The organism is Terrabacter sp. Ter38 (assembly GCF_024519435.1).
GTDB lineage: Bacteria > Actinomycetota > Actinomycetes > Actinomycetales > Dermatophilaceae > Terrabacter.
In genome coordinates, this window is sequence record NZ_JALJRZ010000002.1 from 499,869 (window position 1) to 515,124 (window position 15,256).

The following is a 15,256-nucleotide window of genomic DNA, read 5'->3' on the forward strand; positions in this document are numbered from 1 at the left end:
GACGGAGGACGATCATGCGACTCAACCGATCACGACGCCACCCGGGTGACGCGGCGAGTGCCGCGCGCACCCGCCGGCGCACGGGCATCCTCGCGGCCGTCGGCGCCCTCGTCGCCGCCGTGGCCGTCGGCTCGACCGCCGGCGCCCAGGCCGCGACGTCCGAGGGGCTGCTCTGCCAGACGGACCCGCAGCAGACCTTCTCGCTCACCGCGCGGACGGGCTACGTCTCGACGCCGGACGGCAACTCGATCTACATGTGGGGCTACGGGATGAGCTCCGGGCGGTTCCAGCTGCCCGGGCCGGTCCTCTGCGTCACCTCGGGCCAGCAGGTCACCGTCATCCTGCACAACGACCTACCGGAGGCGACCTCGATCCTCTTCCCGGGCCAGAAGGCGGTCAAGGCGAACGGCAACCCGGCCCAGCCGCAGCTCGACACGGGCGGTTCCCTCACCTCGATGGTCCAGCCCGCCTCGGCCTCGGGCGGCTCCGTGACGTACACCTTCACGGCCGGCTCGCCCGGGACGTACCTCTACTCGAGTGGCACCGACGTGACGAAGCAGCAGCAGATGGGCCTCTACGGAGCGCTCGTCGTGCGCCCCTCGGGTGCGGCCGGGCAGGTCAACGCTCGCGCCGACTCGGCCTTCAACCCGCAGCACGAGTACGTCTTCCTCCTCTCGGAGATCGACCCCGAGGTGCACCTGGCCGTCGAGCGCGCGCAGCCCGTCGACTGGAGCGCCTACAACGCGCGCTACTACCTCATCAACGGCCGCAGCATGCCCGACACCCTGGCGCCCAACAACGCCTCGTGGCTGCCGAGCCAGCCCTACGGCGCCCTCGTGCACATCAAGCCGTACGACGCGACGACCAACCCGCTCCCCGCGGTCATCCGCTACCTCAACGCGGGACGCGGCAGCTACCCCTTCCACCCGCACGGGAGTGACGAACGCGTCGTCAACAAGGACGGCCACGCCCTCCAGGGCACGAGCGCCACGGCGCCCCAGGACCTGGCCTACCTCAAGTACGACATCGACGTGATGCCGGGCCAGACCGTCGACGCGCTGATGGACTGGCGCGACGTCGAGCACTGGAACGCGACGACGAACCCGATCCCGACGCAGCTGCCCGTCATCACCGACCAGCTCCTCGTGGGCGCCGACACGTGGTTCAGCGAGAGCCCCTACCTCGGCACGAAGGGCACCTTCCCGTCGAACATCACCGTGAACAACGAGTGCGGCGAGTACTACCACGTGGCCCACAGCCACGCGCTCCAGCAGGCGACCAACTACGGCGCAGCCTTCGGCGGCATGATGACGGTCTTCCGCATCGACCCGCCCGCCGGCTGCCCGACGAGCTGAGGACGACCACGATGACCTCTCGACCCAGCCTCCGGCACCGCCTCGGCGTCTCCGCCGTCGCCGCCGCGCTCGCGACCGTGCCCTTCGCCACCACGACTGCGTATGCCGTCTCGTCGACCTCCGTGGCGCCGTCGGGTTCCGCTGTCGCACCAGCCGTCGCCCCTGCCGCCGCACCCGCGGTTGCACCGGCGGCACCGGTCGGCACGCTGACCCCGAACACGCCCGGCTGCACCGTCACACCGGCAGCTGCCCCCGACCCGGAGATCGTCGCGTGCGACCTCTGGGCCAAGACGGGGACGAACCAGATTCTCGGACAACCGATCCCGATCTGGGGCTACTCGACGACGTCGGGCGGGGCAGCCACCGCGCCCGGCCCCGCCATCATCGCCCGGCAAGGTGACCGGGTCGTCCTGACGCTGCACAACGGGCTCGACGAGCCGACCTCGCTCGCCCTGCCCGGGCAGGCCGCTGCATCCATCACCGAGGGTCTGCCCACGGCGGCCGCGACGACCGGCATCGCGCCGGGAGCGACCGCGCGCTACGTCTTCACGGCCGGGCGCCCCGGCACGTTCCTCTACGAGGCCGGTCACACCTCGGGCGGAGCCCGTCAGGTGGCGATGGGGCTCGCCGGCGCGCTCGTCGTCCTGGGCGACGGCACGGCCTACGGCCAGACCTACGACGACGAGGCGGTGCTCGTGCTCAGCGAGATCGACCCGGCCCTCAACGCACACCCGGCGACCTTCGACATGCGCGAGTTCCACCCGGCCTACCGGCTCATCAACGGCAAGCCCTTCCCGTCGAGCGACCCCGTCCCGACCGACCAGGGCCACACCGTGCTGCTGCGCTACGTCAACGTCGGCTCGGAGCTGCACTCGATGAGCACGCTCGGCGCCGACCAGGTCGTCCTGTCCCACGACGGTCACGGCCTCGCGTTCCCGGAGCCCTCCGTCGTCGTGCCGGTCGACCCCGGCGTCAGCGTCGACGCGCTCGTCACCGTGCCCACCGGACCGGAGTCGAAGATCGCGGTCTACGAGTCCTCGGCGCGCCTCGACAACGCCGGCCAGAGCACGGCCGACCCGCTGTCGGTGGCCTTCGGCGGGATGATGACCTTCCTGGACACCAACGCCCCTCCGCCCTCGAGCGACGGCGTGGGCCCCGTCTCGACCGGCATCACGGCAGACCCGAACCCGTCCGACGCCACGGGTCCCGTCACGGTCACCGCGACCGTGAGCGACGCGGCCACGGGCCACGGCACGGTCAGCCAGGCCGAGTTCGTCGTCGACGACGCGGTCACCGTCGGCGTCGGCAGCGGCGTCCCGATGACCGGGACCTGGGGGGTCGAGACCACCACCGTCACTGGCACGATCCCGGCCGTGGCGACCGCGGCGGACTGCGCTGCGCCCGTGCCTCCCGTCGACCTGCACTGCCTGACGTCGACGAAGCACACGGTGTTCGTGCGCGGTCTCGACGCCGCCGGCAACTGGGGCGTCGTCGGGTCAGTGATCCTCAACGTCGCCAAGTCCGGCCCGCAGACCGTCGCGCTCTCGGTGAGCCCGTCGCCCGCGAGTGGCAAGGGAGCCGTCACGGTCAACGCGACCGGGGACGACACCGCGGCCGGGGGCACGATCACCGGAGCCGAGTACTTCCTCGGCGCAGCCGCCGGCGCCGACGGCACGGGCCACACGATGAGCCTCAACCGGTCGGCGACCAAGGTCGCAGAGACCGGGACCATCCCCGCGGCGGACGTCGCCGGCCTCGGCGAGGGAACGTCGCAGGTGTGGGTGCACAGCCGCAACTCCCAGAACATCTGGGGCCCGGCCGTGCCCGTCGACCTCACCGTCGACCTCACCGCACCGGCCGTCAACGCTGCGACCGTCGGACCCAACCCGACCAACGGCGTCGTGGGCTCGAAGTCCTACCCCGGCTACCTCGTGATCTCTGCCGAGCTGCAGGACCGCGACGCCGGCAACGGCCTGCAGAGCAACGTCCTCGCCGGCGAGGCCTTCATCGACCCGACGAGCACGGCCCCGACCTTCGGCAAGGGCCTCAGCCTCATCGCCGTCGACGGCGCCTTCGACTCGCCGACGGAGCAGGTCTACGGCCTCCTCCCGCTGACGCAGGTCAAGGCGATGACGGCCGGTGTGCACCAGGTCTACGTCCACGGCAAGGACGCTGCCGGCAACTGGGGCAGCCTCACGGCGAGCAACGCCCTCGTGCGCCTCTTCGTCGACAAGACGGCTCCCGTCCTCGGGACGATGACCGCCAGCCCGAACCCGACGAACGGGGCAGCCACGGTCACGCTGGCTGCACCGGTGACGGAGACCCCGGACCCGGCATACGTCGGCCCGCGCTTCCAGGGCGCCGAGTTCTGGACCGGCACGACCGATCCCGGCGCCGGCAAGGCCACGCGGGTCCAGGTGACCGACTCGGGAACCGGTGTCACGGCGGCGATCCCGCTGACCGGCATCCAGCCCGGAACCGTCCAGTTCAACCTCCGTGTCCAGGACGCGGCGGGCACCTGGAGCAACGCGTCCGCGGTCACGGTCCAGGTGACCCGACCCAACGCGATCTTCAGCGACACGTTCAACGGCAACTCGCTGTCGACGTGGTCGGCACGCAACGGTGCGGTCTCGACGAGCCTGGTGGCCGGCATACCGTCCGGCACCGGCAACTACGGCATGGTCGCAACCGGCTCTGGGACCCCGGCGTTCGTCACCGACGACACGCCGTCGGCCGAGACGACCTATCACGCCCAGTTCTCGTTCCACCCGAACACCCTCTCCACAGGGACGATCGCCACGACCTGGGTGACCGTCTTCGAGGGGCGGACGACGGCTGGTCAGGCGTTCGCGGTGCAGTTCCACCGCCAAGGCACAGGCGCCACGGCCGGGCAGCTGCGCATCGTGATGAACCGCAACCTCCTCGGTAACTCCACGGGGGCGGCCTACAACCTCCCGGCAGGTGCGCACACGGTCCGGGTCGACTGGGCCCAGGGCGCGAACGGGTCGCTCCGACTGCTCGTCGACGGCGTCTCGCGGGATCTGCGCACCGGCAACAACACCGGCGCCGCGATGCAGATCCAGTCCGCACGCCTTGGCATCACGGCGGGCACCACGTCGACCACGGCGGGCACGGCCTGGTTCGACAGCTTCGTCTCCACCCGGAACAGCATCCCCTGATCCGGTCCCACCTCGTGCCGGGGTCACCTGCCCGTGACCCCGGCCGGCAGCATCGGAGGGCAGTCCGAATGAGCACCACCACAGCAGTTCCGCCGGTCCAGCCGGCCGGTCCCTCCGGCCCCTCCGCCCCATCCACCCGGACGGGGCGGGAGGGCCGGGCCAGGGCTGCGCTCGCCGTCGTCGCCGTCCTCGTCGTCGCGGTCCTCGGTCTCCTCGGGGCCCGGGCGCTGCGAGGCGGCGACGACCCGGCGCGACCGGTCCCGCACTCGACCGCGATGGAGACGGCCCTCGGCGTCCGCATCTCGCGGGTCGCGGTCGTCGGCGACGGTGGCCTCGTCACCGTCAGCTACGTCGTCCTCGACGTCGACAAGGCGAGCCGCTTCCAGGCCGACGTCAAGCACCCACCGGTGCTGCGCAGCGAGGCCCGTGACGGCTCGACGAACCGCGTCTCGGTCATGCGACAGGGGCACATCAACCGCGCGGGCGCGACGTACTACTTCGTCTACCAGAACACGGGTGGAGCGCTCCGCGCCGGTGAGGACGCGACGATCGAGTACGGCGGCCTCCGCCTCGAGCACGTCCCGGTGCTGTGATGGGCCTCCGTCGGGCCCTGCTCACCCTCGCGGTGGCGCTCGGCACCGCCCTGCTCGTCGGCCTCGGCGCGGGCCCGGCCTCGGCCCACGCGTACCTCGCGTCGAGCAACCCGGCCGACGGGGCCACCCTCGCGACCGCCCCACGCACCATCGAGCTGCGCTTCACCGAGCACGTCGTCCTCGCCTCGACCGAGATCACCGTCACCGAGCCGGACGGTCACCGCCTGGCGCCGACGGCGATGACGCTCGTCGAGAGCGACGAGGACCAGGAGGCCCCGGCGACCGTCGTGGCCGCTCTCCCGGCGCTCGGCGTCGGCGCCTACCACGTGTCCTGGCGGACCCTGTCGAGCGACGACCTCCACGAGTCCGCGGGCATCTTCGCCTTCGGCGTGCAGAGCGAGGTCGAGGCGGCCGGTCCGAGCGAGACGAACCCGGACCTCTTCGAGCTGGTCGGCCGGTGGGCCGTCCTCGCGGGGATCGGGGCCGGGCTCGGCGCCGTCGTCGTGGGACGCCTGCTCCGTCGAGTGCCGGGGGCGAGGAGCGGTATGCCGCGGGCCTGGCTCCGCCGTCAGGCGTTCCGTCTCCTCGTCGTCGGCGCAACGGCTGCCCTGGCCGTGGCGCTCGTCGACCTCGTCCGCTTCGGTGCGGGAGCCTTCACCCCGGGATACGTGCTGCGCTGGGGGCTGCGCGAGGCGGCCCTGCTCGGAGCGGCGCTCGCCCTCCGACCGGGTCGGCCGGCGCCGGGAAGGATGAGCCGAGATGCCGCGGCCACGACCGCCCTCGTCGGCGCGGGGCTGCTCACCGTGAGCATCGGTCACTTCGGGGTGCGCGGCGGCCCGACGTGGGTCGTCGCCTCGACGGCGCACCTCGTCGCCGCCCTCCTGTGGGCCGGCTCGGTGGCCGCCCTCGCGCTGCTCGGCGCGCGTGCCGCGCGGTTGGGGCTCGACCGCGCGGACGTCCGCTCGGTCCTGCGGGGCTTCCGCACTCCCGCGACGGTCTCGGTCGTCGTCGTCGCCGTCACCGGCGTCTACCTCGCGAGCGACGTCGTCGTCTCGGTCGACGCCGTGCTGCTCACCACCTACGGTCGCGTCCTGCTGGCCAAGGTCGTCCTGGCCGGCCTCGTCGGCCTCCTCGCCCTCGCGACGACCCGCGCCCTGCACCCTCGGGGGTTGCAGGAGGGGCAGGCGCGACGACGCTTCGTCGCGGTGGAGGCCGTGGGCCTGCTCCTCGTCGCCGCCCTCGGTGGCCTCCTCGCCACGGGGCAGCCCGCCGTCTCGCCCCGCCTCGTCAGCGAGCAGGCGCCGAGCGTCATCGACGACCGGCCGGTCGCCGACCTCCAGCAGACCCTCGCGCTGCGGCCGAACCGTCCGGGTGCCAGCGTGGCCCTCATCGACGTGCTCGACACGCGCCGCCCGTCCCCCGGGCCGGTCACGGGTGTCTCCCTCACGGTCCGAGGCGGTTCGTCCGGTGGTGTCGAGGCACGTCCCGCGGCGGCGGAGGCTCCGGTGGCAGCCACCGCCGTGACGCCGTCGCGTTGGTCGGCGGCTCTCGAGCTGCCGGCCGGTGGACCGGTCGACGTCGACGTCGTCGTGCACCGGCGTGGTCTCGACGACGTACGCAGCACCGTGCACTGGGTCGTCGGGCCGAGCTCCTCCGACCCGGCCCCCGTCGTGTCGCGGGCGCCCGTCTCGGGGCTGCTGGCCCTGGCGTCCGCCGCGCTCGCGGTGGCCGCCGTGATCGGGGCGGCCTGGCTGCTCTGGAGGCGCCGTCGTGAGCCGGCTCCGGCACCGCGTCGTACGCGTGTGGCAGCCGAGCACGGGGCCGCCGCGCCCGAGGCGCCCACCGAGGCCGGCAGCGCCGACGCGGCTCGGGACGGGGCCGTCGCTCCGCGATCCGCTGCGGGCCGGTGACGGCCGTGGGGCCCTCCCGTCGCGACGAGTCGGGCCGGAGGGCAGGATGGCCCGTGGTCCTGTGGGAGTCGGCGTTCGTCGCCGCGGTCGAGGATTTCGCGCTGTACTGGTGAGTGGGCGGCCATGTGCCCGAGGAAGGATACGGACATGTCAGGGGCGAGCAGGAGACGACTGACGGCGGCACGAGCCGTGGCTGCCTCCGTCGCCGTGGCGACGGCCCTGCTCGGGTCAGCAGGGCGGGCCACGGCCGACACCGCTCCGGCCGTGCCGACACCGACGCCCGCACCCTTGCTCTCACCGCTGGTCCCGGGAGGTGCTGCGGCCACTCCTGGCCCGGATGGCTCGACGCCACCGGAGCCGCCCCCCTTCGACACCGGGTTCGGCTCTGTCGCAGGCGATCTCGTGCTGCCCGTCTTCGACGAGATCCGCGTCGCGGCCTCGACCCTTGCGCAGCAGGCGCCCGAGGTCGCCGCGGCGACGCTCGAGCCGGGCGGCGGGTCGAGCGCCAACCCCACGCCGTGGCGACCCAAGGCGGTCATCAAGATCCCCGTCGTCGTCACCGTGCCGCCCCAGGGCACCGCGCGGCCCGCTGCGCGCAGCAAGGACGAGATCATCTGGGCGGCATACGCCTCCGCTGCGCAGCGGCAGCGCGCCTGTCACATCCCCGTCATGCTGCTCGCCGCCATCGGCGAGGTGGAGTCGTCCTCGCTCCGCGGCCGGACGCTCGACGCGTCGCACGACGCCGTGCCGCCGGTCCGGGGACCGGCGCTCTCGGGGGGCTCCTTCTCGGCGATCCGCGACTCCGACGGGGGCCGCTACGACGGCGACCCGGTCTGGGACCGCGCCGTCGGCCCGATGCAGTTCATCCCGGGCACGTGGCGCATCTGGGGCGCCGACGGCAACGGCGACGGCGTCAAGGACCCGCAGAACATCGAGGACGCGGCGCTCGCCGCCGCGAACTACCTCTGCGCCGGTGGCCGCGACCTCTCGCGCCCCGCCGACCTCACCGCGGCGGTGCTGTCCTACAACCACTCGCAGGCCTATCTCGGGGCGGTGCTCGGCATCGTCCAGGCGGTCGACTCCGGCCAGCTCGCCGGCCCCTGACCCCGGAGACGGCGGGCTCCCCGACGCTATTCCCACTGGTTCGGTGGGAAAGGGCCGCACTCTGGACCCCGGTGTGCCGGGATAATCGCTGGTTATACATTCGATTACATGACCGTCACCGACGCCACGACCGGCGCAGCCCGACCGGGCCCCCGTCCGCCGCGGGCCGACCGCTCCAACGGGCAGTGGAAGGTCGACGGGCCCGCCCCGCTCAACGGCAACGAGACGTGGAAGCAGGAGGACAACGGCCTCAACGTCCGTGAGCGCATCGAGCAGATCTACTCGCGCGAGGGCTTCGACTCCATCCCGACCCAGGACCTGTCGGGTCGTTTCCGCTGGTGGGGCCTCTACACGCAGCGCCGCCCCGGCATCGACGGCGGGCGCACGGCGCAGCTGAGTGACGACGAGCTGAGCGACCGCTACTTCATGATGCGCGTCCGCAGTGACGGGCAGGCCCTGACGCCGGAACGGCTCCGGGTCCTCGGGGGCATCTCCACCGACTTCGCCCGCGACACCGCCGACATCACCGACCGGCAGAACCTGCAGTACCACTGGGTGGGTATCGAGGACGTGCCCGAGATCTGGCGCCGGCTCGAGACCGTGGGCCTGCAGACCACCGAGGCCTGTGGTGACACCCCTCGTGGCTTCCTCGGCAGCCCCGTCGCCGGGGTGGCGGCCGACGAGATCATCGACCCGACGCCCCTCATCGCACGGATCACCGAGAAGTACCTCGGAGACCTCGACCTCTCCAACCTCCCGCGCAAGTTCAAGACCGCCATCACCGGTCACCCCAGCCTCGACGTCGTCCACGAGATCAACGACATCTCGCTCGTCGGCGTCGTCCATCCCGAGCTCGGGCCGGGCTACGACCTCTGGGTCGGCGGCGGCCTGTCGACCTCGCCCCGTCTCGCGGAGCGCATCGGCGTCTTCGTCTCCGAGGACGTGGCCGTCGACGTCTGGCACGGCGTCATCTCGATCTTCCGCGACTACGGCTACCGCCGCCTGCGCAACAAGGCCCGCCTGAAGTTCCTGCTCGCCGAGTGGGGGCCGGTGAAGTTCCGGGAGGTGCTCGAGACCGAGTACCTCGGCCACCCGCTCCCCGACGGACCGCCGCCCGCTCCGGCGACGGGCCCCGGTGACCACGTCGGCGTGCACCTCCAGAAGGACGGCCGCTACTACGTCGGTGCGGCGCCGACGGTGGGCCGCATCAGCGGCACCCTGCTGACCCGTCTCGGTGACCTCGTCGAGTCCTACGGCGCCAGCGCCGTACGCCTCACCGCTCACCAGAAGCTCGTCGTCCTCGACGTGCCGGCCGACCGCGTGGACGACTTCGTGGCCGACCTCGAAGGTCTCGGCCTGACGGCCAAACCGAGCCCGTTCCGCCGCACGACGATGGCGTGCACCGGGATCGAGTACTGCAAGCTGGCCATCGTCGAGACGAAGCAGACCGCGACCGACGCCATCGCCGAGCTCGAGACCCGACTCGCCGACCTCGTCGACGACGGTTCGCTCGACGCGCCGATCCTGCTGAACGTCAACGGCTGCCCCAACTCGTGCGCGCGGATCCAGACGGCCGACATCGGCCTCAAGGGCCAGATCATCACCGTCGACGGAGTGCAGCAGCCCGGCTACCAGGTCCACCTCGGTGGCGGTCTCGCATCGTACGACCGGGACGAGGCCGGCCTGGGCCGAACCGTCCGCGGCCTCAAGGTCCCGGCCTCGGCGCTGCCCGACTACGTGGAGCGCGTCGTGCGCACCTACGTCGCCGAGCGGGTCGACGGCGAGACCTTCGCCGAATGGAGCCACCGAGCAGACGAAGGAGCCCTCCAGTGACTGCAGTCCACCTCGCGGCCCCCAGGGTTCCGCGCAGACGGCGCAGCGACGCCGAGCTCACGGCGATCGTCGACGACTTCAACGCCACCCTGGCGGCCGACCCCACGCGTGAGCCGACCGCCGACGAGGTCGCCGCCTGGGCGGCCTTCCACTTCGACGGCAGCCTCGCCGTAGCCTGCTCGATGGCGGATGCCGTTCTGCCGCATGTCGTCTCGCGGTTCGCTCCCGGGGTCGACGTGCTGTTCCTCGAGACCGGCTACCACTTCTCCGACACTCTCGTGACGCGCGACATCGTCGCGGAGGACCTGCCGATCACCCTCGTGAACGTCATGCCCGAGCTGACGGTCGCCGAGCAGGACGAGAAGTACGGCGCCCGCCTCTACGAGCGCGACCCGGCACGGTGCTGCCAGATGCGCAAGGTCGAGCCGCTGGCTCGCACCCTGCCGCTGTACGAGGCGTGGGTCACCGGCGTCCGACGCGAGGAGGGCCCGACCCGCGCCGACACGCCGCTCGTCAGCTGGGACGCCAAGAACGGCCTCGTCAAGATCAACCCGCTGGCCGCGTGGACCTTCGACGAGCTGCTGGCGTATGCCGCCGAGCACCAGGTCGAGGTCAACTCCCTTCTGTCCGACGGCTACCCGTCGATCGGCTGCGAGCCGTGCACCCGCCGGGTCGAGCCCGGCGAGGACCCTCGTGCCGGTCGCTGGGCCGGCTTCGCCAAGACCGAGTGCGGACTCCACACATGACGACGACCAGCCCTGTGTTCACGACTGCGGCTCCGACCTTCACGGCGTCCCCGGTCGGCGACCCCGACGACCGGCGCCTCACCCACCTGGACGCCCTCGAGGCCGAGGCGATCCTCGTCATCCGCGAGATGGCCGGGGAGCTCGAGCGTCCCGCCCTGCTCTTCAGCGGCGGCAAGGACTCCGTCGTCATGCTCCACCTCGCGACGAAGGCCTTCTGGCCGGCGCCGATCCCCTTCCCGGTGCTGCACGTCGACACGGGCCACAACTTCCCCGAGGTGCTCGCCTACCGCGACGAGACGGTCGAGCGGCTCGGCCTGCGGCTCGTCGTGGCGAGCGTGCAGGACTACATCGACGACGGCCGGCTGCGCGAGCGCGCCGACGGCACCCGCAACCCGCTCCAGACGCTCCCGCTGCTCGACGCCATCAACGACCACCGTTTCGACGGCGTCTTCGGTGGCGGCCGTCGCGACGAGGAGAAGGCGCGCGCCAAGGAGCGGATCGTCAGCCTCCGCGACGAGTTCGGGCAGTGGGACCCGAAGAACCAGCGGCCCGAGCTGTGGAACCTCTTCAACCCCAGGCACCGGCCGGGCGAGCACGTGCGCGTCTTCCCGATCAGCAACTGGACCGAGGTCGACATCTGGCGCTACATCGACCGCGAGGACATCCCGCTCGCACCGCTCTACTACGCCCACGAGCGCGAGGTCTTCCAGCGCGACGGCATGTGGCTCGCGGTCGGGCCGGTGAGCCGTCCGCGTGACGACGAGCCCACCTCGACCCGCCTCGTGCGCTACCGCACCGTCGGCGACATGTCGTGCACGGGGGCTGTCGAGTCCCCGGCCCGCACGAACGCCGAGATCGTCGTCGAGGTGGCCGCCTCGACCCTGACCGAGCGCGGCGCCACGCGCGCCGACGACCGGATCTCCGAGGCCGCCATGGAGGACCGCAAGAAGGAGGGGTACTTCTGAACCCCCCACGAAGTTCTCCGCTCGTCCCTCGCTCCGATACTTCGCGGGGGCCCCACGACAAGGACACCCTGAGATGAGTGCCTCCACGCAGACCGCGCCCGTCCTCGACCCGGTCGCCGTCGCCGGTGCCGCCCGGGGCACGCTGCTGCGCCTCGCCACCGCCGGCTCGGTCGACGACGGCAAGTCGACCCTCGTCGGCCGGCTCCTGCACGACACGAAGTCGGTCCTGTCCGACCAGCTCGCCGCCGTCGAGCGGGTGAGCCGCGACCGTGGCCTCACCGCCGCCGACCTCGCGCTGCTCACCGACGGCCTCCGCGCCGAGCGCGAGCAGGGCATCACCATCGACGTCGCCTACCGCTACTTCGCGACGGCCCACCGCTCGTTCGTCCTCGCCGACTGCCCCGGGCACGTCCAGTACACGCGGAACACCGTCACCGGCAGCTCGACGGCCGACGTCGTCGTGCTCCTCGTCGACGCGCGCAAGGGCGTCCTCGAGCAGACCCGCCGCCACCTCGCCGTGACCGCGCTGCTCCGGGTGCCGCACGTCGTCGTCGCCGTCAACAAGATCGACCTCGTCGACTTCTCGCAGGAGGTCTACGACCGCGTCGAGTCCGAGGTGCAGGCGGTGGCCCGCGAGCTCGGAGTCGTCGACGCCATCGCCATCCCGGTCAGCGCCCTCGACGGCGACAACGTCGCCGAGCGCTCCCCGCGCACGCCCTGGTACGGCGGCCCGAGCCTCCTCGAGCTGCTCGAGGCGCTCCCGCCGTCGGACGACCCGGCGAACGAGTCCTTCCGTCTGCCGGTCCAGCTCGTCATCCGGCCCCAGGGCGCGGCCCGCGACGAGGCGCACCGTGACTACCGGGGGTATGCCGGCCAGGTGGCCTCGGGCGTGGTGCGCGTCGGTGACGAGGTGGTGGCCCTGCCGTCGGGCCGCCGCACGACCGTCGCCGGCATCGACCTCGGTGACCGCGAGCTCCAGGAGGCCTTCGCGCCGCAGTCGGTGACGCTCCGGCTCACCGACGAGATCGACATCTCGCGCGGCGACGTCATCGCGGCCGCCGCCGACGCGCCGGAGCCGACGCAGGACATCAAGGCCGTCGTCTGCTGGCTCGGCGACGCGCCGCTGCGCCCGGCCCAGCGCCTGCTGCTCAAGCACGGCTCGCGCACGGTGCAGACCGCGGTGCGCTCGCTCGACGGCGCGCTGGACCTCGACGACCTCCACACGGTCCCCTCGGAGGCGTTGTCGCTCAACGACATCGGCCTCGTGACGCTCCGACTGGCGGCGCCGGTCCCCGTCGAGAACTACTCGACCTCGCGCCGCGGCGGGTCGTTCCTGCTCATCGACGCGCACGACGGACGCACCGTCGCCGCCGGCATGGTGGGCGCGACGCTGCCCACGGCCGCCGACGCCCCGACGCAGCCCGAGGGTGACGAGGAATGGGAGATCTGAAGCCGGCGCTGCCGGTCGTCCTCGACCTGAGCGGACGTCTCGTCGTCGCCGTCGGTGGCGGCCCGGTGTCCGCGCGCCGGGTCCGGGCCTTCCTCGACGAGGGGGCGGTCGTGCGGGTCGTGGCCCCCTGGCTGTGCGAGGACCTGCGCGACCTGGCGGTGGCCGGCCGCGTCGAGTGGCTGGAGCGTGACTATGCCGGAGCCGCCGACCTCGACGGTGCGTGGTTCGCCCACACGGCGACGGGCGAGCCGTCCGTCGACCGCGAGGTCGCCGCCGACGCCGAGGCCCTCCGCGTCTGGTGCGTCGACGCCACGGATGCCCGTGGGACGACCGCGAGCGTCGCGGCCCGCGCCGACGTGACCACCCCGGACGGTCGGGTCACGGTGGCTGCGTATGCCGCCGGCGACCCCGGTCTCGCCGTGACGGTCCGCGACGGGGTCGAGCGGGCGCTCGTCTCCGGCACGCTCGACCTGCGCAGGACCCGCACGCACGGCCGTCGCGGCTGGGTGGCGCTCGTCGGCGGCGGGCCCGGGGTCGACGGCCTGCTCACGACCCGTGGCAACGAGCTGCTCGCCTCGGCCGATGTCGTCGTCGTCGACCGCCTGGCGCCTCGCGCCGTCGTCGACCGGCTGCCTGCCTCCGTGCGCGTCATCGACGTCGGCAAGACGCCCGGCCACCACCCGGTGCCGCAGTCGCGCATCAACGACATCCTCGTCGAGGAGGCCCAGCGGGGCCTCGGTGTCGTGCGCCTCAAGGGTGGTGACCCCTACGTCCTCGGACGCGGAGGGGAAGAGCGTGACGCCTGCGAGGCACACGGCATACGCGTCGAGGTGGTGCCCGGCGTGACGAGCGCGGTGAGCGTGCCCGCGTCGGCCGGCATACCCGTGACCCACCGCGGCGTCGCCCGCGGCTTCACCGTCGTCACGGGCCACGCGGACATCCCGGTGCTCCCGACGGGTGGCGACCACACGCTCGTCCTGCTCATGGGCGTCACCCAGCTCGCCCGCACGACCGAGCTGCTCGCCCTGCACGGCCGGTCGGCCGACTGTCCCATCGCGGTCGTCGAGCGCGGCTTCGCCCCCGACCAGCGCACGACCGTCGGCACGGTCGGCACCATCGCCGAGCTCGCGCGCGAGCGAGGCGTGCGGGCCCCCGCGGTCGTCGTGGTGGGCGACGTCGTCCGCCTCGGACCCGACTGGCGCCGGCGCTGACTGTGCACGTCACCGCCCGATCCCGCTGGGGTCGGGCCATCCGTGTTTGGCGCGCGCCCCGTCTGCGGGCTATCGTGGTCGGGAACGCATACCCCCATGGGTATCCATCGACCAAGGAGAGCGACCATGTGCCGAGCGGCCACCTGCAAGACCTGCGGCAAGACGACGTGGGCCGGCTGCGGCCAGCACGTCGACCAGGTCATGCGCACCGTACCCGCGGGCGAGCGCTGCCCGGGTCACGCGGAGTCCGAGAAGGCGTCTGGTTCCGGCTTCCTCAGTCGCCTCCTCGGTCGCGGCTGACGATCGGATCCGCAGGCGCGACCCGCTCAGCCGAGTGCGGCCGCCTGGGCCTCGACGATCGCCGCGAGCTGCGGCCACCGCACCGCCTCGGCCCGCCCACCGAGCGCCGCCACGACGACCGTGCTGCCGACGACGCACCACACCGTGAGGGTGCGTGAGTGCTCGCCGTCGAGGACGAACGCCTGCTCGGCCGCCTCCACGTGCGTCGTGCCGGCCACCTCCGGCGCCTCGACCGCCCGCAGCTGCCCGACGTCGGAGAGACCCTTGCTCTGCGGCATCGTCCGCGGGAGGGCGCGCAGCTCGGTCTGGGCCGCACGGGCGTCCGCCGGTGACGCGAAGGGGATGACCTGGATGAAGAGGTCGGCCCGACCGACCTCCTGGTAGCCGCGCACGCTCGTGACCGAGCGGATCGCGCGCGCCCGGGTGATGGCCTCGCTCGTGCTGCCGCTCGCTCCGGTGCGGTAGGTCCGTCCGCCACGCGCGACCCACGGGCCGCCGGGCACATCGCCCGGCGACAGGCAGGTGTTGCGCGAGCCGATCGACCTGACCTGCGCGAGCATGAGGCGTCCGATGTTCGTCACGCGGTCACGATATGCCTGGGATCGCCACT

12 protein-coding genes are annotated in these 15,256 nt (G+C 72.7%); 11 read left to right on the forward strand and 1 reads right to left on the reverse strand.

Annotation, left to right across the window (positions count from 1 at the left end; all coding sequences use genetic code 11):
* Nucleotides 1-14 precede the first annotated feature (14 nt).
* The 11 genes from NR112_RS07110 to NR112_RS07160 all read left to right on the forward strand — a co-directional run bounded on the left by NR112_RS07110 (nucleotide 15) and on the right by NR112_RS07160 (nucleotide 14,646).
* Entirely contained in the window at nucleotides 15-1,355 is a 1,341-nt protein-coding gene (locus tag NR112_RS07110; RefSeq protein ID WP_256793282.1) for a multicopper oxidase domain-containing protein, read from the forward strand.
* Between the two features lie 11 nt (nucleotides 1,356-1,366).
* Nucleotides 1,367-4,534, forward strand: coding sequence for a multicopper oxidase domain-containing protein (locus tag NR112_RS07115; protein WP_256793283.1), 3,168 nt, complete (start codon nucleotides 1,367-1,369; stop codon nucleotides 4,532-4,534).
* A 68-nt stretch (nucleotides 4,535-4,602) separates the two neighbouring features.
* Nucleotides 4,603-5,127, forward strand: coding sequence for a hypothetical protein (locus NR112_RS07120; protein ID WP_256793284.1), 525 nt, complete (start codon nucleotides 4,603-4,605; stop codon nucleotides 5,125-5,127).
* Complete coding sequence (locus tag NR112_RS07125) at nucleotides 5,127-7,037, forward strand: copper resistance CopC family protein (RefSeq protein WP_256793285.1); 1,911 nt, start codon at nucleotides 5,127-5,129, stop codon at nucleotides 7,035-7,037. Before NR112_RS07120 ends, NR112_RS07125 begins: the two co-directional genes overlap by 1 nt.
* A gap of 147 nt (nucleotides 7,038-7,184) precedes the next feature.
* On the forward strand, nucleotides 7,185-8,141 hold the full coding sequence (locus NR112_RS07130) for a lytic transglycosylase domain-containing protein (RefSeq protein ID WP_256793286.1): 957 nt from the start codon (nucleotides 7,185-7,187) through the stop codon (nucleotides 8,139-8,141).
* Nucleotides 8,142-8,249: 108 nt separating this feature from the next.
* Nucleotides 8,250-9,974 carry a nitrite/sulfite reductase gene (locus tag NR112_RS07135; protein WP_256793287.1) on the forward strand — a complete coding sequence of 575 codons (1,725 nt, stop codon included), beginning with the start codon at nucleotides 8,250-8,252 and terminating at the stop codon, nucleotides 9,972-9,974.
* Entirely contained in the window at nucleotides 9,971-10,720 is a 750-nt protein-coding gene (locus tag NR112_RS07140; protein ID WP_256793288.1) for a phosphoadenylyl-sulfate reductase, read from the forward strand. Before NR112_RS07135 ends, NR112_RS07140 begins: the two co-directional genes overlap by 4 nt.
* Nucleotides 10,717-11,685: a sulfate adenylyltransferase subunit CysD gene (gene cysD / locus NR112_RS07145; protein ID WP_256793289.1), complete on the forward strand. Its 969-nt coding sequence runs from the start codon at nucleotides 10,717-10,719 to the stop codon at nucleotides 11,683-11,685. Before NR112_RS07140 ends, cysD begins: the two co-directional genes overlap by 4 nt.
* A 73-nt stretch (nucleotides 11,686-11,758) precedes the next feature.
* Nucleotides 11,759-13,135: a sulfate adenylyltransferase subunit 1 gene (locus NR112_RS07150; protein WP_256793290.1), complete on the forward strand. Its 1,377-nt coding sequence runs from the start codon at nucleotides 11,759-11,761 to the stop codon at nucleotides 13,133-13,135.
* Entirely contained in the window at nucleotides 13,123-14,346 is a 1,224-nt protein-coding gene (cobA, locus tag NR112_RS07155; RefSeq protein ID WP_256793291.1) for a uroporphyrinogen-III C-methyltransferase, read from the forward strand. Before NR112_RS07150 ends, cobA begins: the two co-directional genes overlap by 13 nt.
* 126 nt (nucleotides 14,347-14,472) lie before the next feature.
* Nucleotides 14,473-14,646, forward strand: a complete 174-nt coding sequence (locus tag NR112_RS07160) for a hypothetical protein (protein ID WP_256793293.1) — start codon at nucleotides 14,473-14,475, stop codon at nucleotides 14,644-14,646.
* 26 nt (nucleotides 14,647-14,672) lie between these two features.
* Here the strand turns inward: NR112_RS07160 and NR112_RS07165 are convergent, their stop codons facing one another.
* Nucleotides 14,673-15,227 (reverse strand): hypothetical protein, encoded by a 555-nt coding sequence (locus tag NR112_RS07165; protein ID WP_256793294.1) that lies wholly within the window; start codon nucleotides 15,225-15,227, stop codon nucleotides 14,673-14,675.
* Nucleotides 15,228-15,256 lie beyond the last annotated feature (29 nt).